26 protein-coding genes are annotated in these 20,645 nt (G+C 67.9%); 9 read left to right on the top strand and 17 right to left on the bottom strand.

Annotated features, from left to right (window positions below):
• Position 1: 1 nt before the first annotated feature.
• The gene (locus QLH51_RS16700) at positions 2-424 is read right to left on the bottom strand and encodes an STAS/SEC14 domain-containing protein (protein WP_125661357.1); all 423 of its coding nucleotides are present in this window, start codon (positions 422-424) and stop codon (positions 2-4) included.
• A 58-nt stretch (positions 425-482) separates the two neighbouring features.
• Positions 483-1,034, bottom strand: a complete 552-nt coding sequence (locus QLH51_RS16695) for a hypothetical protein (RefSeq protein ID WP_125661360.1) — start codon at positions 1,032-1,034, stop codon at positions 483-485.
• A gap of 45 nt (positions 1,035-1,079) precedes the next feature.
• Between QLH51_RS16695 and QLH51_RS16690 the strand changes: the two genes are divergently transcribed.
• On the top strand, positions 1,080-1,751 hold the full coding sequence (locus tag QLH51_RS16690; RefSeq protein WP_125661363.1) for a glutathione S-transferase family protein: 672 nt from the start codon (positions 1,080-1,082) through the stop codon (positions 1,749-1,751).
• A 357-nt stretch (positions 1,752-2,108) separates the two neighbouring features.
• On the opposite strand, the gene rpoN is transcribed toward QLH51_RS16690, so the two are convergent.
• The 6 genes from rpoN to QLH51_RS16660 form a co-directional block, all read right to left on the bottom strand.
• Entirely contained in the window at positions 2,109-3,596 is a 1,488-nt protein-coding gene (gene rpoN / locus QLH51_RS16685) for an RNA polymerase factor sigma-54 (RefSeq protein WP_125661366.1), read from the bottom strand.
• Between the two features lie 5 nt (positions 3,597-3,601).
• Positions 3,602-4,387 (bottom strand): LPS export ABC transporter ATP-binding protein, encoded by a 786-nt coding sequence (gene lptB / locus QLH51_RS16680; protein ID WP_125661368.1) that lies wholly within the window; start codon positions 4,385-4,387, stop codon positions 3,602-3,604.
• A 283-nt stretch (positions 4,388-4,670) separates the two neighbouring features.
• Positions 4,671-5,213 carry an LptA/OstA family protein gene (locus QLH51_RS16675; RefSeq protein ID WP_125661370.1) on the bottom strand — a complete coding sequence of 181 codons (543 nt, stop codon included), beginning with the start codon at positions 5,211-5,213 and terminating at the stop codon, positions 4,671-4,673.
• A gap of 6 nt (positions 5,214-5,219) precedes the next feature.
• Positions 5,220-5,858 carry an LPS export ABC transporter periplasmic protein LptC gene (lptC, locus tag QLH51_RS16670; protein WP_125661373.1) on the bottom strand — a complete coding sequence of 213 codons (639 nt, stop codon included), beginning with the start codon at positions 5,856-5,858 and terminating at the stop codon, positions 5,220-5,222.
• A 9-nt stretch (positions 5,859-5,867) separates the two neighbouring features.
• Positions 5,868-6,488, bottom strand: a complete 621-nt coding sequence (locus QLH51_RS16665; RefSeq protein WP_125661376.1) for a ribonuclease D — start codon at positions 6,486-6,488, stop codon at positions 5,868-5,870.
• 157 nt (positions 6,489-6,645) lie between these two features.
• Positions 6,646-7,449: a TerC family protein gene (locus tag QLH51_RS16660; RefSeq protein ID WP_125661379.1), complete on the bottom strand. Its 804-nt coding sequence runs from the start codon at positions 7,447-7,449 to the stop codon at positions 6,646-6,648.
• A 207-nt stretch (positions 7,450-7,656) separates the two neighbouring features.
• Here QLH51_RS16660 and QLH51_RS16655 point away from each other — a divergent pair, with 207 nt between their 5' ends.
• Positions 7,657-8,457: a cold-shock protein gene (locus tag QLH51_RS16655; protein WP_125661419.1), complete on the top strand. Its 801-nt coding sequence runs from the start codon at positions 7,657-7,659 to the stop codon at positions 8,455-8,457.
• Between the two features lie 76 nt (positions 8,458-8,533).
• Positions 8,534-8,890: a bleomycin resistance protein gene (locus tag QLH51_RS16650; protein ID WP_125661382.1), complete on the top strand. Its 357-nt coding sequence runs from the start codon at positions 8,534-8,536 to the stop codon at positions 8,888-8,890.
• Between the two features lie 205 nt (positions 8,891-9,095).
• On the opposite strand, the gene QLH51_RS16645 is transcribed toward QLH51_RS16650, so the two are convergent.
• Together QLH51_RS16645 and QLH51_RS16640 are read right to left on the bottom strand one after the other, a co-directional pair.
• Positions 9,096-9,530: a hypothetical protein gene (locus QLH51_RS16645; protein ID WP_125661385.1), complete on the bottom strand. Its 435-nt coding sequence runs from the start codon at positions 9,528-9,530 to the stop codon at positions 9,096-9,098.
• Positions 9,527-10,453: an acyl-CoA desaturase gene (locus QLH51_RS16640; protein ID WP_125661388.1), complete on the bottom strand. Its 927-nt coding sequence runs from the start codon at positions 10,451-10,453 to the stop codon at positions 9,527-9,529. Before QLH51_RS16640 ends, QLH51_RS16645 begins: the two co-directional genes overlap by 4 nt.
• 44 nt (positions 10,454-10,497) lie before the next feature.
• Here QLH51_RS16640 and QLH51_RS16635 point away from each other — a divergent pair, with 44 nt between their 5' ends.
• The 3 genes from QLH51_RS16635 to QLH51_RS16625 are packed head-to-tail and all read left to right on the top strand — an operon-like array spanning position 10,498 to position 12,678.
• A complete protein-coding gene (locus QLH51_RS16635) occupies positions 10,498-10,851 on the top strand; it encodes a metalloregulator ArsR/SmtB family transcription factor (protein WP_241217984.1) in 354 nt (117 codons plus the stop codon).
• Positions 10,852-10,885: 34 nt separating this feature from the next.
• Positions 10,886-11,836: a glutathione S-transferase family protein gene (locus QLH51_RS16630; RefSeq protein WP_125661391.1), complete on the top strand. Its 951-nt coding sequence runs from the start codon at positions 10,886-10,888 to the stop codon at positions 11,834-11,836.
• Positions 11,837-11,880: 44 nt separating this feature from the next.
• Entirely contained in the window at positions 11,881-12,678 is a 798-nt protein-coding gene (locus QLH51_RS16625) for a glutaminyl-peptide cyclotransferase (RefSeq protein ID WP_206429246.1), read from the top strand.
• Between the two features lie 46 nt (positions 12,679-12,724).
• Here QLH51_RS16625 and QLH51_RS16620 read toward each other — a convergent pair whose 3' ends face one another.
• The 5 genes from QLH51_RS16620 to QLH51_RS16600 all read right to left on the bottom strand — a co-directional run bounded on the left by QLH51_RS16620 (position 12,725) and on the right by QLH51_RS16600 (position 16,147).
• Positions 12,725-14,338: a cisplatin damage response ATP-dependent DNA ligase gene (locus QLH51_RS16620; RefSeq protein WP_125661394.1), complete on the bottom strand. Its 1,614-nt coding sequence runs from the start codon at positions 14,336-14,338 to the stop codon at positions 12,725-12,727.
• A gap of 10 nt (positions 14,339-14,348) precedes the next feature.
• The gene (locus QLH51_RS16615; protein WP_125661397.1) at positions 14,349-14,534 is read right to left on the bottom strand and encodes a DUF1328 family protein; all 186 of its coding nucleotides are present in this window, start codon (positions 14,532-14,534) and stop codon (positions 14,349-14,351) included.
• A gap of 154 nt (positions 14,535-14,688) precedes the next feature.
• Positions 14,689-15,180 carry a Dps family protein gene (locus tag QLH51_RS16610; RefSeq protein ID WP_125661400.1) on the bottom strand — a complete coding sequence of 164 codons (492 nt, stop codon included), beginning with the start codon at positions 15,178-15,180 and terminating at the stop codon, positions 14,689-14,691.
• 107 nt (positions 15,181-15,287) lie between these two features.
• Positions 15,288-15,848 (bottom strand): TMEM165/GDT1 family protein, encoded by a 561-nt coding sequence (locus QLH51_RS16605; RefSeq protein ID WP_125661403.1) that lies wholly within the window; start codon positions 15,846-15,848, stop codon positions 15,288-15,290.
• A gap of 14 nt (positions 15,849-15,862) precedes the next feature.
• Entirely contained in the window at positions 15,863-16,147 is a 285-nt protein-coding gene (locus QLH51_RS16600) for a hypothetical protein (protein ID WP_125661406.1), read from the bottom strand.
• Positions 16,148-16,329: 182 nt separating this feature from the next.
• Between QLH51_RS16600 and rpmG the strand changes: the two genes are divergently transcribed.
• The gene (gene rpmG, locus QLH51_RS16595) at positions 16,330-16,497 is read left to right on the top strand and encodes a 50S ribosomal protein L33 (protein ID WP_055757016.1); all 168 of its coding nucleotides are present in this window, start codon (positions 16,330-16,332) and stop codon (positions 16,495-16,497) included.
• A 302-nt stretch (positions 16,498-16,799) separates the two neighbouring features.
• Here the strand turns inward: rpmG and QLH51_RS16590 are convergent, their stop codons facing one another.
• Entirely contained in the window at positions 16,800-17,102 is a 303-nt protein-coding gene (locus tag QLH51_RS16590) for a hypothetical protein (protein WP_125661408.1), read from the bottom strand.
• Positions 17,103-17,188: 86 nt separating this feature from the next.
• On the opposite strand from QLH51_RS16590, the gene QLH51_RS16585 reads away from it, so the two are divergent.
• Together QLH51_RS16585 and QLH51_RS16580 are read left to right on the top strand one after the other, a co-directional pair.
• Positions 17,189-17,611 carry a CBS domain-containing protein gene (locus tag QLH51_RS16585; RefSeq protein WP_125661411.1) on the top strand — a complete coding sequence of 141 codons (423 nt, stop codon included), beginning with the start codon at positions 17,189-17,191 and terminating at the stop codon, positions 17,609-17,611.
• 255 nt (positions 17,612-17,866) lie between these two features.
• On the top strand, positions 17,867-18,883 hold the full coding sequence (locus tag QLH51_RS16580) for a hypothetical protein (protein ID WP_206429247.1): 1,017 nt from the start codon (positions 17,867-17,869) through the stop codon (positions 18,881-18,883).
• On the opposite strand, the gene QLH51_RS16575 is transcribed toward QLH51_RS16580, so the two are convergent.
• Positions 18,811-20,280, bottom strand: coding sequence for a lipopolysaccharide biosynthesis protein (locus QLH51_RS16575; protein WP_125661413.1), 1,470 nt, complete (start codon positions 20,278-20,280; stop codon positions 18,811-18,813). The genes QLH51_RS16580 and QLH51_RS16575 overlap by 73 nt on opposite strands.
• Positions 20,281-20,645 lie beyond the last annotated feature (365 nt).

Raw genomic sequence — 20,645 nt, 5'->3', positions numbered from 1 at the left:
GTCAACCGGTGCGGCGGGACAGGCTGGCTTCGGGGGGCGTGGCGAGCAGCCACGCCTCCGCCTCGTCCGCCTCGTCGAAATACTGCGTGTCGCGGCCCTTGGCGGCGCGGCGGATCTGCATCGCCGCCAGCGACCGTCCGACGACGAAGGCGATGCGCCGCGAGCGGTAGCGCGGATCGGACAGCACCTGCTGGAATCCCATCACGCTCTCCGCCGCCTGGATATCCATCGCGCGGATGTCGACCAGCGACAGATGCTCGTTGGGGCGGGTCCTGAGTTGCCGGAACGCGGCATCGCGCTCGGTCACGAATCGGGCGATGTCGGCGGGTTCGAAGAATCCGGCCATGGTGATCCGCATCAACCCGTGGGCGACATCGTTGGTGATCGAGAAGCTGGCTTGCATCGACGAATTGTCGCGCAGCAACGGTTTCCAGATCGTTTAACCCGACAAAAAGCGAACGTCCCGGTACGAACGGACGATCTTATGTTGCGCGGTGCCGCACCGTGAGCCAGCCGAACGCAGCATAGATGCCGAGCGCCGGCCAGCCGCCATCGGTGGCGAAGAGATAGGCCGCGCCGATCGCCGCCAGCGCGGCGGCGGCGGGCACCGCGATCCGCAGCGGCAGCGACGCGGCCAGCAGCACCGCGCCCGCGACGCTGGCCACCACCGCCTGTACCCCCAGCCAGACATAGGAGGCGGCGGCACCGATCGATCCGGTCCCCGGCAGCTTGACGGTGGCATAGCCCCGCATAGCGTTGGGGAAGCTGTCGGCGGCAAGGTGCAGGCCGATACCGATCGCGAGGCCCGCCATCACCGGTCGCCAGCGCGTGGCGAACAACGCTAGCGCCAGCGGCAGCAGCGAGTGGGTCAGGCCGCTGCGGTGGCCGATCGGCAGCAACAGGTCGAGATCGGGCAGCGTCGTGCCGGCAATGCCCGCCAGCACCGCCGCAACGCCCTGTACCCAGGGGCGCGGCGACCGGTCGGCCAGCGCGACCGCCGCGACCAGCCACAGCACGCACACGAGCAATCCCACAAGAATCCCCTTCCGCCGCGCAACCGTGCCGCCTAACACGGGACCATGTGGCAGCTCCTGCAATTCCCGCTATGTCCTTTCTCGCGGAAAGTCCGCCTGCTGCTGGCGGAAAAGAGCATCGGCTACCAGCCGGTGCGCGAATCGCCGTGGGCGCGGCGCGACGAATTCCTGCACATCAACCCGGCGGGCCAGACCCCGGTGATGATCGACGACGCGGCCGGCGTGCGGCTGATCGATTCGATGGCGATCTGCGAATATATCGAGGAGACGGGCGACAAGCCGGCGATGCTGAACGGCAGCGCCGCCGACCGTGCCGAGCAGCGGCGGCTGGTGACGTGGTTCGACACGCAATTCTACCGCGAGATCACCGGCCCGCTGCTGATGGAGCGGATGGAGAAGCGCATCGTCCACCGCCAGACGCCCGACACGCGGGTGCTGCGCGAGGCGATGAAGGCGGCGGTCGAGCATCTCGACTATATCGACTATCTGCTCGACCACCGGCAGTGGATCGGCGGCGCGACGATGAGCCTCGCCGACCTGGCCGCCGCCGCGCAGATTTCGATCGCCGACTATCTGGGCGGGATCGATTTCAAGACGCACGACCTCGCCAAGCGCTGGTATGTCGGCATGAAGAGCCGCCCGAGCTTCCGCCCGCTGCTGGCCGAGCGGATGGAAGGCGTGCCGCCGCCGGCGGATTACGAGAAGCTGGACGTCTGAACCTGATGATCCGTTCGGTTCGAGCAGCTTCGAGCCTGTCGAGAAGAGGGTCGGGTGAACCATGCCCTGCTTGGGTATCAGGATTGTCCGGGGGACAATCCGACCCTCGTCGAGAACGCCTGCCCAGCGGAACCCCGTTCTCGATACGCGCTCTCGACTTCGCTCGATCGCTACTCGAACCGAACGGGGTTGAATGATTTTAACCACTTGACCGTGGTGCGACGGCCAAAGGTCACAAAGGTCACACTCGTGCGCGTTTCGCGATGTGCGTGACCTCACCCAATCGGCAGGGCGGCGGAATCTACGGTGGGAAAGAGCACCGGCGATCATGGCGACGTCCACGCCTGTAGGAAAGTCCTACCCGCCCAGTGCCTTTTGCCGGCGGCGCTGCACCGACGAGCCGAGCCCGATCGCCTCGCGATATTTCGCGACGGTGCGCCGGGCGATGTCGAAGCCCTTGGCGTTCAGCAGTTCGACCAGCGTGTCGTCGGACAGGATCTTCTTGGGGTCTTCGGCCGCGATCAGCGTGCGGATCGCGTCCTTGACGGCGAGGGCCGACACCGCCTCGCCGCCATCGGCGGACTGGATCGCGGAGGTGAAGAAGTATTTCAGCTCGAACAGCCCGCGCGGGCAGGCGAGATATTTGTTGGAGGTCACCCGGCTGACGGTCGATTCGTGCATCTCGATCGCCTCCGCCACCTTCGCCAGCGTCAGCGGACGGAGATGGGCGACGCCGTTGCGAAAGAACGCCTCCTGCTGCTTCACGATCTCGGTCGCGACCTTCAGGATGGTGCGCTGCCGCTGGTCGAGCGCCTTCACCAGCCAGTTGGCGCTGGCGAGGCAGTCCGACAGCCATGCCTTCGACGATTTGTCGCCGTTCGCGCTCAGTTCGGCGAAATAGCCGCGATTGACCAGCACGCGCGGCAGGGTGGCGCCGTTGATCTCGACCGCCCAGCCGGTGCCCCGCGGCGCGACGAACAGGTCGGGGACGACCGATTGCGTGCGTTCCCCGCCGAAGCGGCAGCCGGGCTTGGGATCGTAGCTGCGCAACTCGCGGATCATGTCGGCGAGGTCTTCGTCGTCGACGTCGCAGATGCGGCGCAGCTGTGGCAGCGCACCGCGCGCGACGAGGTCGAGATTGTCGATCAGCCGCGCCATGCAGGGGTCGTAGCGGTCGACCTCCTTCGCCTGGATCGTCAGGCATTCGGCTAGGCTGCGCGCGCCGACGCCGCTGGGGTCGAAGGTCTGGACGATGCCCAGCACCGATTCGACCCGCGCCAGCGGCACGCCGAGGCGGTTGGCGATGTCGAGCAGCGAGGCGGAGAGATAGCCGCATTCGTCGATCTGGTCGATGATCGCGCTGGCGATGAACAGGTCACCGCCGGCGACGCAGGCCCCGGCCTGTTGCAGCAGATGGTCGGTCAGCGAGATGTCGTCGCTGGCGAAGGCGTCGAGATCGGGCGCGTCCTCATAGCCGCCGCTGCCGGTCGCGCCGAGGCCGAGGCCGCCGTCGAGCGAGCCGACGCCGTCCGACGCGCTGTCGTGGTGGAAGGTTTCGCCCAGGTCCATGTCGAGCGATTCGCCGCTCGCCGCGCCGATCCCGAGCAGTTCGTCCGATCCGGCAGGGTCGGACGATGATGGCGTCTCCGGCGCTTCGAACACGGGGCCGTCGTCGTCGCCGCCGCTGCCGCCCGAATCGAGCAGCGGATTCTTCTCGACCTCCTCGGCGATGAACCCCTCTATCTCCAGATTCGACAGCGCGAGCAGGCGGATCGCCTGCTGCAACTGCGGCGTCATCACCAGCGATTGCGACTGGCGCAGGTCGAGGCGAGGGGCGAGGCTCATGACGGTTAGAGTTCGAAGCCTTCGCCGAGATACAGGCGGCGGACATTGGCGTCGGCGACCAGTTCGGCGGGCGAGCCGGCGAACAGCACGCGCCCGTCATAGATGATGTAGGCGCGGTCGACGATTTCCAGCGTCTCGCGGACATTGTGGTCGGTGATGAGCACGCCGATGCCGCGCGATTTCAGCTGGATCACGAGGTCGCGGATGTCGGCGATCGAGATCGGGTCGATGCCGGCGAACGGTTCGTCGAGCAGGATGATCGTCGGGTTGGCGGCCAGCGCGCGCGCGATCTCCGCGCGGCGCCGCTCGCCGCCCGACAGCGCCATGGCCGACGCGGTGCGCAGGCGGGTGAGGCCGAATTCGTCGAGCAGCTGTTCGAGCCGCGCGGCGCGCGCCACCTTGTCCGGTTCGGCCAGTTCGAGGACGGCGAGGATGTTCTTTTCGACCGACAGCCCGCGGAAGATCGACGTTTCCTGCGGCAGATAGCCGAGGCCGAGGATCGCACGGCGGTACATCGGCAGCGCGGTGATATCCTCACCGTCGAGCAGGATGCGGCCGGCGTCGGGCTTCACCAGCCCCATGGCGGAATAGAAGCTGGTGGTCTTGCCCGCGCCATTGGGGCCGAGCAGACCGACGACCTCGCCGCGGCCGACCGACATCGACACGTCGGACAGCACGACGCGCTTGTCGTAGGACTTGGCGATCGACACGACCGACAGGCCGCGATCCGACGGGATCTCGGCGAACGGGCGCGCTTCGGTGGCGGGTGTCAGCAGGGTGGTGTCGGGCATCGGCAACGTCCTGATCGCATGGCGACGGTTATCGAGGCGTTACCGCCGCGACTTTGGCAGGATTATTGCATGACGGGCGCGGGAAAGGAAAGCACGGATCGGTGGGTTGGGTGAGATGTGCGGCCAATTCCCGTCTGCCATCGACCCCCGATTGTTCGTCCTGAGTAGCCACTGAGCTTGTCGAAGGGGCGTATCGAAGGACTGGCGCCAAGTGCTTCGATACGGGCCTTCGACACGCTCAGTCCCTACTCAGCACGAACGGTTTGGCTACTTTGGCCCGGCGTCAGTTGCGCTTGGGCACCGAGAAGCGGCCGGTCACGCGCCCGCCGCTCTGCTGCACGGTGCCGCCGGATGTCGTGCCGCCGCCCACGCCCGATCCGTCGATCGTCGCGCGGCCGGTGTCGAGGTCGATCGACAGCCGCCCGCCGTTGAGCGTGTTGGCCCCCTGTGTCAGGCGGACGCCGCCGATCATCGTCACCACGCGGCGGTTGATGTCGTACACGGCGAAGCGCGAGCGCGCGGTCTGGTCGGGGCGGGTCAGCACGACGTTGCCGGTTGCGTCGATCCGCGTCGCCTGTGGCGCGCCGTCGGTGATCTGGCCGGTATAGGCGATGACGACGCGATCGGCGTTCAGCGTCATCGTCGACTGGCGGAACACCGCGCCGCCGGTGAAGACCGCGCGCCGCTGCTTGTCCTGCAGCTCGATCGCGTTGGCCGAGATGTCGATCGGCGCGTTCGAATCATGTCGCGTCTGCGCCGGGGCCGAGCCTGCGATCGCGAGGAGGCCGATGGTGGCGAGGAAGCCGGGGAGCGCAGGGCGAATCATGGCCGACTATTTCGTGCGTGCCGGGTCGATGCGCAAGCGCGCATTGCCGGTCAGCCGCACGGTGCGTTCCTCCAGATCGGCGTCGAGCCGGTCGCCGCTGAAATTGCCCATCGACGTGGTGCCGGTGACCGCGCTGCCGCTCCGCAGGCGACGGGTCTTGAGGTCGACGGTCGCGTTGGTGGTGTCGAGCGCATAGCCGTTGGCGGCGCGGAACCGGATCGGCCCCAGCACCTGCACCTGTTCGGTGTCCATGTCGTAGCGCCCGCGCGGCGCCGTCAGCCGGGCCGGGCCGTCGGGCAGGCGGATGCCGGCGGCGAGCTGCTGCATATGCACCACCGGTTCGGCCGAGCTTTTCTGCACCGCCGACCCGGCGTCGATGACGAAGGGCTGCCCCTTGGCATCCTGTCCGCGATATTCGGCGGCGCGCAGCCGCATGCGTTCCTGCGCGACGTCGACCTTGTTCTTGTCGAGGACGAAGCTGGTGTCGCCGCGCATGAACAGCGGCGCCATCACCAGGAACGCCGCCAGCACGCCGATCGCGATCGGCAGCGCGACCATCAGCAGCGCGATCAGCCGGTCATGCGCGCTGCCGGGTGCGGCGCGACGCTGTCGGCGCGTACGTTCCTGGCGGGCGATCTCCGACATGCCGGTCCTCTAGATGTGCGCGAAAATGTCGGTTTCCGGCCAGCCGGCAAGATCAAGTCGCGCGCGGTGCGGGAGGAAGTCGAAACAGGCCTGCGCCAGATCGCTCCGCCCCTCGCGCGCCAGCCGCTTCGCTAGTTCCTCGCGTAGCGCATGCAGGAAGCGCACGTCGGACGCGGCATAGTCGCGCTGCGCCTCCGACAGCACCGGGCCGCCCCAGTCGGACGACTGCTGCTGCTTGGAGATATCCTGCCCCAGCAATTCGCGGACCAGTTCCTTGAGCCCATGCCGGTCGGTATAGGTGCGCACCAGCCGCGACGCGATCTTGGTGCAGAACACGGGCGCGGCGACGACGCCCAGATAATGTTCGATCGCCGCCAGGTCGAACCGGCCGAAATGATACAGCTTCACCCGGTCCGGATCGGCCAGCACCGCCTTCAGGTTCGGCGCGGCATAGGTGCTGCCGGGGTTGAAGCGCACCAGATGCTGGTCCTCGCCACCGTCCGACAGCTGCACCACGCACAGCCGGTCGCGCGGGGTGATGAGGCCCATCGTCTCGGTATCGACGGCGATGTCGGCACCGGGAGCGAAGACGCCTTCGGGCAGGTCTTCTTCGTGAAAATAAACGGTCATCGGTAGCGCCTAGCGGTTGGAGGCGGGTTTGAAAACTCGCTTGGCGCGAGATTCGCGGTGCCAGCCCGCTCCCCCACCCGGCCACCCATCGAGAATACCGTGTGGGTGGCCGGGTGGGGGAGCGGGCTGGCGCCGCATGTCGGGCATTCGCCCGGCATCAGGAAGCAGCGCCCTCGCGGGCGAGACGCTTTTTCGTCTTCGATCGGCGCGAGACGATGTTGAGCGTCTCGACCCCGGCGGAGAACGCCATCGCCGCATAGATATAGCCCTTGGGAACATGCACGCCGAAGCCGTCGGCGATCAGCACCGCGCCGATCATCAGCAGGAAGCCCAGCGCCAGCATGACGACGGTCGGGTTCGCGTTGATGAAGCGCGCCAGCGGATCGGCGGCGACCAGCATGATCGCGACCGTCACGATGACCGCCGCCATCATGATCGGGACCTCGTCGGTCATGCCGACCGCGGTCAGGATCGAATCGATCGAGAACACCATGTCGAGCGCGACGATCTGCGCGATCGCCGAGCCGAAGCCGATCGCGGCCTTGCCCTTCCGGTCGAGCGCGTCGCCGGTCGGTTCGTCGTCCATCGTGTGATGGATTTCCTTGGTCGCCTTCCACACCAGGAACAGCCCGCCCGCGATCAGGATCAGGTCGCGCCACGAAAAGGCGGTTTCGAAGGCCGGCCGGCCATAGCCGTCGGGCGCGCCCTGCAGCCCCAGGTCGAACACCGGCGTGGTCAGCGAGACGATGAACGCGATCATCGACAGCAGCAGCAGCCGCATGACTAGCGCGAGACCGATACCGATTCGCCGCGCCAGCTGCTGCTGATGCGGGGGCAGCTTGTTCGACAGAATCGAGATGAAGATGAGGTTGTCGATACCGAGAACGACCTCCAGCACGACCAGCGTGAGGAAGGCGGCCCAGGCGGTCGGGTCGGCCAGAAGCGCGAAAATGGTATCCATGGGGCGATTCTGTGCCGGTTTCGCCACAATATGACAAGGTTCGCGGCCAGCGGAACGATTGCAGCGGCGAAATTCGTTTGGGACCGTGCGCTTTTAGGCTATGACAAGCGAGTGGCACCCGGTTTGGCGGTGCCCGGACACCTGCGTTTTTCGCTCGACGCTTGGGTTTACGATGAAGTTGGGCGAACCGGGAAGACGAACAGGGCAATGAGTTTCGATCGAGGACGGCGCGGCGAGCGCGGTGGGCGCGGCAGGGACAAGCGCGACGGTTTTGGTGACGAAGGCGGCGGCAGCAGCTACGGCGGCGGCGGCGGTTTCGGCGGCGACCGCGGTGGCTTCGGCGGCGGCGGGTTTGGCGGTGGCGGCTTCGGCGGCGGCGGCGGCGGTTTCCGTGGCGGCGGTGGTGGCGGCGGCTTCGGCGGCGGCGGTGGCGGCTTCGGTGGTGGCGGCGGCGGTGGCCGCGGCATGCCCCCGCAGGTCGTCGGCGAGGCGACAGGCGTGGTCAAGTTCTTCAACGCGCAGAAGGGCTTCGGCTTCGTGGTCCGCGACGACGGCGGCGAGGACGTGTTCGTGCACATCTCGGCGGTCGAGCAGGCTGGTCTCAGCGCGCTTGCCGAAGGGCAGCCGATGGGCTTCACCCTCGTCGATCGTGGCGGCCGCATCTCGGCGACCGACCTGAAGATCGACGGCGAGCCGATGGAAGTCACCGGCGGCGGTGCCCCGCGTGAACCGCGCGAAGCACGTGATGCCGGCCCGCGTGGCGGCGGCATGGGCGGCCCGCAGCGGCAGCTGACCGGCGAGCGCGCGAGCGGCGTCGTGAAGTTCTTCAACGCGATGAAGGGCTTCGGCTTCATCCAGCGCGACGATGGCCAGCCGGACGCATTCGTCCACATCTCGGCCGTCGAGCGCGCGGGTCTGCCGACGCTCAACGAAGGCGACCGGCTCGAATTCGAGCTGGAAGTCGATCGTCGCGGCAAGCACGCAGCGGTGAACCTCAACAAGCTTTGAGGTTTCGCCACGGCGATGAAATCAGGGCCGGCTGTCCTTCGGGATAGCCGGCCCTTTTTCGTCTGGGGGAAAGAAGATGGACCGTGCCACACCCAACCTGCCGTCGCGCGATTTCGCGGTGACGTCGGCCTTCTTCGCCAAGCTCGGTTTTGTCGAGGGCTGGCGCGATGCGGGGTGGATGATCCTGACCCGGGGCGCGCTGCAGCTCGAATTCTTTGCGTGGCCCGACTTCGATCCGGCGACCAGCGGTTATGGCAGTTGCCTGCGACTGGACGACGTCGACGCCTTCTATGCGGTGGCGGTGGCCGCCGGCGTGCCGGAGAAGGCCGAGGGCTTTCCCCGGTTGCAGCCGCCGGTCCCGCAGCACGGGTTGCGGATCGGAGCGTTGCTCGATCCCGATTGCTCGCTGCTGCGGTTGATCGGGGAGGGGTGAAGAGGCCGGCCGGCTATTCGTATCGGCCCCTCGACATGGTCGAAGCTATCGGAGGGTAGAGGCCGATCCCTCCGCCCGGAACGTCGCCCCGGCGGAGGCCGAGGCCTCTCGCGGCGCCTGCTGCGCTTTACCCCGAGAGATCCTGGCCTTCGCTGGAATGACGCTCGTTTCGAACGGGATGGGTCAGGCCGAAGCCGGCGCGCTTTCAGCTTCGAGGATAGCCGAGCCGATGTGCTACCCGGCTAGCACAGAGGCCGGCGAGACAATAGCCGAGGAAGTCGAGCGGTTCGTCGAACCAGCGGGTGCCGGCAATGCCGATGATCGCCATTGCCGCGCCGATGAAGCCGCCGGCGATCAGCCCGAAGCGCAGCGCGTCGCTGCGGCGCTGCCGTCCCGATCGTATCGCGAAGTCCCATAGCGGCAGCCCGAGCATCAGACAGATCGGTACTGCGATGCACGATCCGACGACAATGCCGAACAGCCCCAACTGCATCAGTCCGGGGAGGCGGTCGTCGACGACCGATCCATGGTCGATCCCCTCTCGCAATCCCCAGGATGCGATCAGAATGGTAACTGCCGCCATGGCCGCGACGCTGACCGATGCGATGCGCCGGCAGACCGACGGTGCGGCAACGTTCACGCGACCGTCTCCACCGCCGCTGCGCCCTGTACCCGCCGCAACCCCGCGCGCGGCGGCAGGTCCGCCGGTTCGTTCAGATCGCGTACCAGCCCGGCCCGCCGCAGCGCCAGCAGCACCCACCAGCCGGGATCGTGCTGGCCCGGCAGGATTCCCAGTCGCGCCGATTCGGGAAAGGCGTGGTGGTTGCCGTGCCACGCTTCGCCGAAGGTGACGAGCGCGGCGGCGGGCAGGTCGTGGCCCTGCACGCCGGCGCCGTCGACCACCCAGCCCTGCGGCCCGCGGCGATGGGTGATGTGGCCGACCAGCCAGTGTCCGGTGACGCCGGCCGCGACCCGGACGGCCACGCCCCAGACCAGCCATGGCAACCCGCCGACCCACCAGAACAGCAACGCCCAGGGCAGTTGCTGCGCCATCCACGTCGATTCGAGCGCGCGCAGGAAGCGGTCGTCACGCAGATACCGCTCGGGCACGAAGCGCGGCGGATGGTCGAGGTCGAGCTGGCAGTGCATCTGCCACCACGCATCGCGCGCCATCGTGGTGCGGTGGGCGTGCAGCGGGTGGCAGTCGGGCTGGCGTTGCGCCCAGTCGCGCATGTCGTGCAGGTGGACCATGCCGATCGGCCCGGCCATGCCGACCAGCGTGCCGAGATATACGAGGACGCGTTCAACCCAGAGGGGCGCGGAAAAGCTGCGATGGATCAGCAGCCGGTGCAGTCCGATCGAATGGCCGGCGCACAGGGTGACGGCGCTGGTCGCGAGGAACAGCAGCACCGCGCCCGGCGTCACGAACCATGGTCCGGCGATCAGGGCGACCGCCGTCATGCCGCCGATCCAGATCGACTTGCGCGGTGCCCATCGCACCGTTCCCGCCACGGCGGAGGTTTCGGGCAGCGCCTTGATCCGGCGGGTCGAACGATCGGGCATAACGCGCTCCTTCGGTAATTAGGTATATTCCTAAATAGCGAAGCATGTTTGTCAAGCGGGATGGTCCGGCCTATATCGGCGGGATGCAACGTGTCTTCGAAGCGCTGGCGTCGGTGCCCCGGCGCAAGATCCTCGCCTATCTCGCCCATGCCGAAATGAGCGCGGGCGAGATCGCGGCGCGGTTCGACATGTCGAAGCCGTCGATCTCGCAACACCTGTCGATCCTCGATGCGGCGGGGCTCGTGACGAGCGAAAAGCGCGGGCAGTTCGTCTATTACCGGCTGGTGCCCGACAACCTCGCCAACACGCTGAACGGCTTCGTGCAGGAAGTCTGTCCGGTCGCACGGCCGCTCCGGCGCGAGAGCAGGGCACGCAACGGGAACCCCGACGCGTCCTGATCGTGTTGCAGGACACACGCGAAAGGGATCGACGATGGGCATGGTGCAGGACGGGGTGTGGACCAACGATACGCCGGTCGCGCCGACCGACGCGTCGGGCAATTTCCAGCGCGCCGAAAGCGGTTTTCGCGACTGGTTGACGGCGGATGGCGGGCCGGGGCCGGACGGGCAGGGCGGCGTGCCGGCGGAGCGGGATCGCTATCACCTCTATGTCAGCCTCGCCTGTCCGTGGGCGCATCGCACGCTGGTGGTGCGTGCGCTCAAGGGGCTGGAGGCGATGCTGCCGGTCACGGTCGTCGGGCCGCTGATGGGCGCGCAGGGGTGGAGCTTTGCCCCCGCGTTCGGCGGGACGGGCGATCCGGTGAACGGCGCCGACCATCTGCACCAGCTCTACACGCTCGCCCGACCCGGCATGACGGGCAAGGTCACGGTGCCGGTATTGTGGGACCGGCGCGAACGGCGGATCGTGAACAACGAATCGTCGGAGATCCTACGGATGCTGAACACCGCGTTCGACGATCTCGGCGCGCGGCCGGGCGACTATTATCCCCAAGCGCTGCGGGCGGAGATCGATGCGGTGAACGACCGGGTCTATCACAGCGTCAACAACGGCGTGTACCGCGCCGGCTTCGCGACGACGCAGGACGCCTATGACAAAGCGGTGCATGCGCTGTTCGATACGCTCGACTGGCTGGAGACGCGGCTGGCGGGCGACTGGCTGGTCGGCGATACGCTGACCGAGGCGGATATCCGGCTGTTCACCACGCTGGTGCGGTTCGACCCGGTCTATCACGGGCATTTCAAATGCAATGTCCGGCGGCTGATCGACTATCCGCGGTTGCGCGCGCTGGCCGAACGGGTCGCCGCGCTGCCCGGGGTCGCGGAGACGATCGACCTCGACCAGATCAAGACACATTATTATCGCAGCCACACGGCGATCAATCCGACCGGCATCGTGCCCGCCGGGCCGGCGGTGGCGTTCTGATCGGGTCGGACGCGGGCAGGACGGTTGCGAGGATAAGGACACCCATGATTCGCTGGATGCTACCGCTGACGCTCGCGCTCGCGACCACCGCCGCCGCGGCGCAGACCGGCACGCCGCCGGTGGCGCCCGCGCCCGTGCCGGTCGAGGGGATCGCGGCGCGGATCGTCGCGCGCTATCCGCACGATCGCACCGCCTTTACCCAGGGGCTGGTGTGGCATGACGGCGCGCTGTTCGAAAGTACCGGACAGCCCGGCGTGTCCGACGTGCGGCGGGTGCGGCTGGCCGACGGCAAGGTGCTGGCGCGTACGAAGCTGCCGGGGTTGCAGTTCGGCGAGGGGCTGGCGGTGGACGGCAACCAGCTGGTCAGCATCACGTGGCAGGACGGGATCGCGCATCGCTGGGACGCGAAGACGCTGAAGCCGGTCGGGCGGGCGCGCTATCCGGGCGAGGGCTGGGGCCTCGCGAACGATGGCACGTCGCTGATCCTGTCGGACGGGACGCCGACGCTGCGCTTCATGGACCCCAAGACGTTCAGGGAGCGGCGGCGGGTGACGGTCACCGCCAATGGGCGGCCGATACACAACCTCAACGAGCTGGAGATGATCGACGGCAGGCTGTGGGGCAATATCTGGCACCGCGACTATATCGTGCGGATCGATCCGGCGACCGGCGCGGTCGACGGGCTGGTCGACCTTGCGCCGCTGCGCGCCGAGCTGGGCGCGCTCGATCCGGAAGCGGTGCTGAACGGGATCGCGTGGGATGCGGCGGGCAAGCGGCTGTTCGTCACGGGGAAATGGTGGCCGACGCTGTTCGAGATCGCGCTGGAGCCGGTGGAACAATAATCCTGAACGACGCCCCGGCCTGCGTCGGGATGACGTTCGTGGTGGATCAGCTCACCATTTTCAGCAGCGTCGCGATCAGGTCGGCCTCCGCCGCCGGCTTGTCGGTGCGGATGCGGCTGATGCGGGGGAAGCGCATCGCGACGCCCGATTTGTGGCGTTTCGACGCGTGGATCGAATCGAACGCCACTTCGAACACCAACGTCTTTTCGACCTCGCGCACCGGGCCGAAGCGGTTGACCGTATGCTGGCGCACGAAGCGGTCGAGGTCCTTCAGCTCGGCATCGGTGAAGCCCGAATAGGCCTTGCCCACCGGCAGCAGCTCGCCGCCCTCGACCGGATCGGCGGTCCAGCAGCCGAAGGTATAGTCGGAATAGAAAGACGAGCGTTTGCCCGACCCGCGCTGCGCGTACATCATCACGCAGTCGGCGACGAGCGGATCGCGTTTCCATTTGTACCACAGCCCGACGCGGCGTCCGGCGATATAGGGCGAGTCGCGGCGCTTGAGCATTACGCCCTCGATCGCCGAATCGCGGGCGCGCGACCGGAGGTCGGCCAGCGCGGTGAAGTCGGCTGCGTCGATCACACGCGACAGGTCGAAGGTGGTGGGGTCGAGCGCGGCGACGAACGTCTCCAGCCGCGCGCGGCGTTCGGTCCACGGGCGTTCGCGCAGGTCTTGCGAGCCGTCGAACAGGATGTCGTAGAGCCGGACGAAGGCGGGGGATTCCGCCAGCATCGCCTTCGACACGATTTTTCGCCCCAGCCGCTGTTGCAGCGCGTTGAAGCTGGCGGCACCGGTGTCGTCGGCATGGAGCGCGTCGCCCTGTCCCAGCCCACGCACCAGCAATTCGCCGTCGAGGACGCCGGGGGTGCGGAACGCGGCGGCGACTTCGGGAAACGCGGCGGTGATGTCGTCGCCCGCGCGGCTGTAGAGCCGGGTCTCGCCGCCGACATGGACCAGCTGTACCCGGATGCCGTCCCATTTCCATTCGGCGGCATAGTCGGCGAGGTCGACGACGCCGTCGTCGAGCGGGTGGGCGAGCATGAACGGGCGGAACACCGGCAGGTCGGCGGCGTGCGGCTGTTCGCCGCGCCCCTCGGCCCAGGCGAACAGTTCGGTATAGGGCGGGACGAGGCCGTGCCACACTTCCTCGACCGCATCGACGTCGAGGCCGAACGCCTGCGCCAGCGCGGTTTTGGCGAGGCGGGCCGATACGCCGACGCGCAAGCCCCCTGTGGCGAGTTTCAGCAGCGCGAAGCGTTCGTCCGATTCGAGCCGGTCGAGCATGTCCGCCAGCGCGCGCGGCGCGTCGGAGCGCGACAGGCTGCCCAAGCGGGTGACCACGGCGTCGAGCGTCAGTGGAACGGGATCGGGGACCGCGCCCGGCGGCGGTTCGGGCCACAGTAGCGCGACCGTTTCCGCCGTGTCGCCCACGAAGTCACGGCTCATCGCGAACAGCACCGGATCGGTGCGTTCGATGATGAGCGTGCGGATCGTCGCCGACTTGACCGCGGGCAGGTCGAGATCGCCGGTCAGCGCGGCGATCGCCCAGCCCCGGTCGGGATCGGGCGTCTCGCGCAGATAGGCGCCGATCAGCGCCAGCTTGGCGTTGCGCGACCGGGTGTAGATCAACCGGTCGAGCAGGTCGGCAAAGGCCCGCATCGCGTGCGCGTCAGTCGAGCGCGCGCTTCACGCCCTTGCCCGCCAGCAGCCCGAGGACCAGCAGCACGACGAACACGGCGATCGCGACGAAGAACAGGATCTTGGCAAGGCCGACGAACGCGCCACCGATCCCGCCGAAGCCCAGCGCGCCCATCACCAGACCGACCACCAGAAAGATCACCGCCCATTTCAACATGCCATTCGCTCCGTAGCCCGGCGGCGTCGTTGCCGCGATACAGGGGGGAGCGCCCGACAGGGGTTGCGGTTCCGACCCGGACGGCGCGGGGGCAGCAAAAAGCCCGCCGGTGGCGGATGCACCGGCGGGCTTCGGGTCGCTGGCGGGCGGGAGGTCAGCCCTTGCGGGCGGCCTCGAACAGGAACCATGCGCGTTCCTCGGCCTGGTCGATCCAGTCGTCGGCGAGGCTGCTGGTGGCGGTGTCGCCGGCATCCTCGGCGGCTTCGCGGGCTTCGCGCAGGCGTTCGACCAGCTTGAGATTGTCGTCGCGCAGTTCGGCGAGCATGTCGTCGGGCTTCACGAAGTCCTTGTCATTGTCCTTGATCGCGGTGCGACGCGCGATGTCGCCGATCGAGCGCAGCGTCGTGTTGCCGGTCTTGCGCACGCGCTCGGCGATCACGTCGGTGACCGCGAGGATCTGCGACGCCTGATCGTCGAGCATCAGGTGATAGTCGCGGAAATGCGGGCCGGACACGTGCCAGTGGAAGTTCTTGGTCTTCAGATACAGGGTGAAGCAGTCGGCAAGGGCGGCGTTCAGGCCGTCGGCGACGCTGGCGACCTTGTTGTTGGGCAGGTCGGTGGGCGTGTCGAGCGCGGGGTTGGTCACGGCGGGTTCTCCGGCTGGATATGATTCGGTTGGGCAACGATCGCACCGCCGATTCTTTCCCGCCGCCGTCGCGCAAAATATCCGCTGACGTCGATCGACGCGGTGGATCACAGCAGGCGCAGCGCGCCGAGGCCAAGGACCGCGCCGGCGATCAGCAACAGGCCGCCGACCACCGGCCGGACCCGGCGTAACGGCAGCGCCAGCCAGCCGCGCTCGCCCAGCGTCGCCGCGGCGGCGGACAGCGCGCCCGCCGCCAGCGTCGAGCCGACCGCCCCCGCGACCGGATCGGGCGTGCGGGCGACGAGCGCGAAGACGAGGAACTGGCCACGGTCGCCGAACGCGAGGATCGCCATGCCCAGCAGCCCGGTCAGCCAGCCCGGCAGCCGCCAATGGTCCAGCCGGTCCCTGATCCGCGCCGCGACCAGCGCCGATCCGCCGGCCGACAGCAGGGCGAGGGCCAGCAGCAGGTTGCGGGCATTGGGGGTCAAATGCGGCGCGACCAGCGCACCCGCCGCCGCGGCAACCCCGAAGCCGATCGCCTGCGCGACGATGCCGGCGATCGTCGCGCCGCGTCCGTGACGGTCGGCGAGGATCGCGGCGAGCAGCGCCGGCCGGTCGCCGACCCCCGCCAGCAGGACCGCGACGAACGCGGGAACGAGCGGGTCCATCGCTGTGGTGGAAATCAGTCGGCGAGGCGTACCGTGCAGACCGCGGCGTAGGCCTGCGCCGTGGCCGCATCGCTGCGCCCGCAGCGCACGGCTTCGCGGGCCAGCGCGGTCCATTCGCCGATCGAGCGCCGCTCGCCGCGTGCGATCGCTGCGTCCATGACGGCGAGCACCGACAGCGCGGGCAGGCTGGCTTCGGCAGTGGCGATCGCGCGAATCGCCTCGATCTCGGCAAAGGGGTGGGTACGGCCGCCAAGGGTCATCGCCCGCTCCGCATCGATATGCACCGACTCGATCCGCATCACCGCCTCCCAATCGCCTGATTCACAACATGCCGGCGACAGGTTACGTTCCGGTGAAGGGCTGCGGCCTTGACTCGGCCACGCGATTGCCCCATGCGCCCCCAACTTGCAGCAGCCCGCGTCGTGGCGGGTCGCTTTCCATTGTCATTTCGCGGGCGTCAGGCCCAAGGGGTTTTTGGGTCATGGCAAAGCCGACCACCGTCAAGATCAAGCTCGTCAGCTCGGCCGATACCGGCTTCTTCTATGTCACCAAGAAGAACCCGCGCAACCAGACCGAGAAGCTGACCTTCCGCAAGTACGATCCCGTCGTGCGCAAGCATGTCGAGTTCAAGGAAGCCAAGATCAAGTAAGCGCGTCCGGTCCTTGCCGGGCCGGTCCGTTTCGCGAAAACCCGCCGGGTGCCGACAGGGCATCCGGCGGGTTTTGCGTTGTGGGGGTGTGACGGATGTGTCGACGCTCGTCCCATCGTCGTCCCGGATCAGTTCCAGGGTAACGGCGTGCAGGTCGGTGCCGCCAACGTCCGTCATTCCCGCGAAGGCGGCAATCCATAGCTACTACCGTTTCGGCAGGAAGGGCGACGTCGGCGCCTATGGACTCCCGCCTACGCGGGAGTGACGAAAGGGGCGGGTCGCACCCGAAGCCCCAACGCCACCTACCCCCGCGAATCGCGCCCCGGGTCGCGATCGGCATTGAACGCATCGACCGCGGCGTCATGGCCCGATCCGTTGCTCAGGAACACCAGCGCCATCAGCACGCCGCCCAGCATCACCGATCCGCCGACCCCGCCCAGCGTCGCGGCGGCGGTCACCCAGTGCATCGAACCGATCCACCACCAGATGCCGGCCAGCGCCACCAGCGCCGCGACCACCGACACCCCGGCCATGATCTTGAGCATCCAGCGAAACCGCGCCCACGCAAAGGCGGCATAGTCGGGATCGTCGAGGTCGTTCGCCATGGCTTTTCAATGGGCGCGAAGCGTGGAATTCTCAAGCCGGAGACACGGGCAGGCAAGGCTGCCCGTGCCGGCGACAGGAGAGGGCGATGACGATCGCAACGATTTCGGGTGGACGCGACGTGGTGTCGGTAGGCGCCGACCGGCCGGTGCGCGAGGTGGTGGCGCTGCTGGCGCAGCATCGCATCGGCGCGGTGCCGGTACTGGTCGAGGGACAGGTCGCCGGCATCTTTTCCGAACGCGACATGATCCATGCGCTGGTCGAGGTCGGCGCGGGTGCGCTCGACATGGCCGTCGGCGAACGGATGACCAGCCCGGCGATCACCGTGACGCCGCAGGTATCGGTGCTGGGCGCGCTGTCGCTGATGACGCAGCGGCGCATCCGCCACCTGCCGGTGGTCGAGGACGAACGGCTGGTCGGGTTCGTGTCGATCGGCGACCTCGTCAAGCACCGCATCGACGGGATCGAGGCGGAGGCGCGGGCGATGCGCGACTATATCCAGCAGGCGTGAGCGCGTTTGGAATGCGTCGAGGCGCATTCACGGCACCACCCTTCACCCGCATTCCAACGAGCCTGCGGCTCGTCGGAACCTTGGCGGGTTTCGCCCGCTCCCCCACCCGGCCACCCACAGCGTATCCTTGATGGGTGGCCGGGTGGGGGAGCGGGCTGGTGCCGCCCGAAACTCGCTCTTTCGCGAGTTTCCAAACAACCTTTGAGGACAGACGGTGTTGACCGGCAGTTAAGGCCGGCGCGATACAGCGTGTCCATGTCCTCGCCCACGATCGCCGAACACCTCAACTGGCACGTCAAGCAGTGGCTGCACCGGCGGCTGGCGCGGCGGGTGCTGACGACGCCGCCGATTCCGCACGGCGACGATGGCGTCATCCTGTTCTCGATGATCGGGACGGCGGTGCTGCTGCCCTATCTGGTCGCGGTGAAGTCGCTGCGGCAGCAGCTGGGGCGCGGACGGGTGGTGATCCTAGACGACGGTACGCTGACCGCCGGGGATCACGCCGTGCTGGCGCATCACCTGAACGATCCGCGCATCGTCGCGATCGGCGATGTCGATACCGGACCGTGTCCGCGCGGCGGGACGTGGGAGCGGCTGCTGACGATCCTCGACCTGCGGACCGACGCCTATGTGATCCAGGTCGATTCGGACACGGTGACGCTGGGCGACCTGACCGAGGTGCGCGCGGCGATCGATGCGGGCCGCGACTTCACCCTGCGCGGCGAGGCGAGCGCCGAGAGCCGCGCGGCGGACGCGATCGCGCGCGACCGGGCCGGCGTCGACCCCCGGCGTCCCGGCCTGCATGTGCAGGACGCTGCCGAGGCTGCGATCGGATCGGTCGCGATTCCCGGCCATCCCGTGCTGCGATATGTCCGTGGCTGTTCGGGTTTTGCCGGCTTCGCGCCGGGCGGTCCGGGGCGGGCGCTGGCGGAGGGCTTTTCGCAGGCGATGGACGATGCGATCGGCCGGGCGAGCTGGTCGCGCTGGGGCAGCGAGCAGGTGACGTCGAACTTCGTCGTCGCCAATGGCCGCGATCCGCTGCTGCTGCCCTATGCCCGCTATCTCAACTTCTGGAACGCCGCGCTGTTCGGCCGGGCGCATTTTCCGACCGATCCCGCGTTCGTCCACTTCATCGGCACCTATCGCTTCCACGGCGATGCCTATCTGTCGGCGACGCGTACCGCGATCGAACGGCTGGGTCAGGACTTGCGCAGCATCGCCCATGCGTCGAGCACGGCGCTGCGGGCGAACAGCCACAGCGACCCGGCATAGACCATGCCGCCGACGGCGGCCGACAGTGCCAGCATCGGTGCCGGCGACAGGGGGGCGGCAACCCGTGCGGCCAGCGTCACCGCGCCGGCCATCGCCGCGCCCGCGCCGAACGCCGGCGCGACCGCGCGCAGGAAGGCGCCGGCCGACAGTCCGATCACCGGCAGCGCCCGCGCGGCGACGATCGCCAGCAGCAGCGGGTGCGCGACGATCCACGCCCCGGCCACCCCCTCGATCCCGAAGCGCGCGCCGATCAGGAACGCGATCGGCAGGATGACCGCGCCGATCGCGGTGGTGCCGGCGGTCGTGCCTGGCCTGCCCAGCGCATCGACCGCGGGGGGAAACAGCGCCTGCAACGTCATGAACGGCATGGCGAGGCCGAGCAGCACGACCAGCGGCGCGGCCTCCGACCATTTCGGCCCCAGCGCGATCGCGACCGCCGGCCCGGCCGTCACCGCCAGCCCGACGAAGAACGGTACCGCGATCAGCATCAGCACCCGTACCGACCGCACGAACCCCTGTGCCACCGCTGCCGGATCGTCGCGCATCTTCGCATAGGCGGAAAAGGCGACCTCGTTGATCGGCGGCACGACCTTGTTCGTGAAGATCTGGGTGAGGAACAGAGCGGTGGTATAGACGCCGACGGCATGGGCATCGAATGCGCGCCCGGCGACGAGGATGTCGGCCTGGCTCTGCGCGAAGCCGAGCAGGCTCGCGCCGGCAACGACTCCGCCATAGCGGGCGAGGTGCCCGGCGCCGCGAAAGTCGAAGCTCGGCCACATCCATGCCCGGGCTGCGGTCATCATCCCGATCGCGCGGGTGGCGAACATCACGGCGGGCGCCAGCACCAGCGTCCACACTCCCAGCCCGGCATAGGCGCCGCCGATCGCCGCAAGGGCTGCCAACAGCGACGACAACAGGTTGACCTGCGCCTGCCGGTGGAAATCCATCCGTCGTGCGAGCAGCGCATAGGCGAACGAACTGAATGGCGTGGTGACGTAGAGCAGCGCCTGGACGCGCAGCAGGTCGGCGACGAACGGCTCGCGGTAATAGGCGGCTGCCAGCGGCGCGAGCAGGAACTGCAATCCACCCAGCAGCAGGTTGAGCATCAGCAACATGCCGAACACCTGCCGCTGCTGGTGGCGCGTCACCTCGCCATGCTGGATCAGCGCATTGGCGAGGCCGTGGCCGTTCAGCATGTTGAGCAGCAGCAGCACGACCCCGGTCATCGCCACCAGCCCGTAATCGCCCGGCGTCAGCAGCCGGATGACGAGGAAGGTGGAGGCCCATGACACGATCTGGCCGACGATCTGGCTCCCCGACCGCCAGATGACGGCACGCCGGACCTGATTCTGCAGCGATTCGGCGGGCGGCGCGGTTGATTCGGCGGAAGGTTCCATCGACCGACACTGTAACCCAACCGATTGATGGCGCGTAAACCCGCGGAAATCCGTCGATCTGCAACTTTCTCGACACAAAAGTGCAAAAAGCCGTTGACGGTTTCGGCAGGCCCCCGTAGAGGCCTGTTCACCGGACGGGGCGAGCCACTAGGAACGCTTCACCGGGACAGCGAAACGCAGGCGACGCGAACCGCCCCTCCTAAAAAAGGGGTAGCGAAGCGACGCCGGTTTCTTTGTCCGCTCTTTCACATAGTTGATGAGATGAAGGGACATGTGGGCGGCGGCTTGCGGTCTGTGGCATACAAGGTGTCATGGTATCGTTTAAAGCTAAGTCGGCTCATATGTCTTATTACAACCACCATATT

The sequence above is a fragment of the Sphingomonas sp. 2R-10 genome (genome assembly GCF_030062225.1).
Classification (GTDB): domain Bacteria; phylum Pseudomonadota; class Alphaproteobacteria; order Sphingomonadales; family Sphingomonadaceae; genus Sphingomonas.
Note: the sequence above shows the minus strand (reverse complement) of the source record. Positions and strands in the feature narration are given on the sequence as shown.

Excerpts from the sequence above, each read along its gene's own strand:
- QLH51_RS16690 (WP_125661363.1), top strand. The coding sequence starts at position 1,080 with ATGTGGCAGCTCCTGCAATTCCCGCTATGTCCTTTCTCGCGGAAAGTC.
- rpoN (WP_125661366.1), bottom strand. The coding sequence starts at position 3,596 with ATGAGCCTCGCCCCTCGCCTCGACCTGCGCCAGTCGCAATCGCTGGTG.
- lptB (WP_125661368.1), bottom strand. The coding sequence starts at position 4,387 with ATGCCCGACACCACCCTGCTGACACCCGCCACCGAAGCGCGCCCGTTC.
- QLH51_RS16675 (WP_125661370.1), bottom strand. The coding sequence starts at position 5,213 with ATGATTCGCCCTGCGCTCCCCGGCTTCCTCGCCACCATCGGCCTCCTC.
- lptC (WP_125661373.1), bottom strand. The coding sequence starts at position 5,858 with ATGTCGGAGATCGCCCGCCAGGAACGTACGCGCCGACAGCGTCGCGCC.
- QLH51_RS16665 (WP_125661376.1), bottom strand. The coding sequence starts at position 6,488 with ATGACCGTTTATTTTCACGAAGAAGACCTGCCCGAAGGCGTCTTCGCT.
- QLH51_RS16660 (WP_125661379.1), bottom strand. The coding sequence starts at position 7,449 with ATGGATACCATTTTCGCGCTTCTGGCCGACCCGACCGCCTGGGCCGCC.
- QLH51_RS16655 (WP_125661419.1), top strand. The coding sequence starts at position 7,657 with ATGAGTTTCGATCGAGGACGGCGCGGCGAGCGCGGTGGGCGCGGCAGG.
- QLH51_RS16650 (WP_125661382.1), top strand. The coding sequence starts at position 8,534 with ATGGACCGTGCCACACCCAACCTGCCGTCGCGCGATTTCGCGGTGACG.
- QLH51_RS16640 (WP_125661388.1), bottom strand. The coding sequence starts at position 10,453 with ATGCCCGATCGTTCGACCCGCCGGATCAAGGCGCTGCCCGAAACCTCC.
- QLH51_RS16635 (WP_241217984.1), top strand. The coding sequence starts at position 10,498 with ATGTTTGTCAAGCGGGATGGTCCGGCCTATATCGGCGGGATGCAACGT.
- QLH51_RS16630 (WP_125661391.1), top strand. The coding sequence starts at position 10,886 with ATGGGCATGGTGCAGGACGGGGTGTGGACCAACGATACGCCGGTCGCG.
- QLH51_RS16625 (WP_206429246.1), top strand. The coding sequence starts at position 11,881 with ATGATTCGCTGGATGCTACCGCTGACGCTCGCGCTCGCGACCACCGCC.
- QLH51_RS16620 (WP_125661394.1), bottom strand. The coding sequence starts at position 14,338 with ATGCGGGCCTTTGCCGACCTGCTCGACCGGTTGATCTACACCCGGTCG.
- QLH51_RS16615 (WP_125661397.1), bottom strand. The coding sequence starts at position 14,534 with ATGTTGAAATGGGCGGTGATCTTTCTGGTGGTCGGTCTGGTGATGGGC.
- QLH51_RS16605 (WP_125661403.1), bottom strand. The coding sequence starts at position 15,848 with ATGGACCCGCTCGTTCCCGCGTTCGTCGCGGTCCTGCTGGCGGGGGTC.
- QLH51_RS16600 (WP_125661406.1), bottom strand. The coding sequence starts at position 16,147 with ATGCGGATCGAGTCGGTGCATATCGATGCGGAGCGGGCGATGACCCTT.
- rpmG (WP_055757016.1), top strand. The coding sequence starts at position 16,330 with ATGGCAAAGCCGACCACCGTCAAGATCAAGCTCGTCAGCTCGGCCGAT.
- QLH51_RS16590 (WP_125661408.1), bottom strand. The coding sequence starts at position 17,102 with ATGGCGAACGACCTCGACGATCCCGACTATGCCGCCTTTGCGTGGGCG.
- QLH51_RS16585 (WP_125661411.1), top strand. The coding sequence starts at position 17,189 with ATGACGATCGCAACGATTTCGGGTGGACGCGACGTGGTGTCGGTAGGC.
- QLH51_RS16580 (WP_206429247.1), top strand. The coding sequence starts at position 17,867 with ATGTCCTCGCCCACGATCGCCGAACACCTCAACTGGCACGTCAAGCAG.
- QLH51_RS16575 (WP_125661413.1), bottom strand. The coding sequence starts at position 20,280 with ATGGAACCTTCCGCCGAATCAACCGCGCCGCCCGCCGAATCGCTGCAG.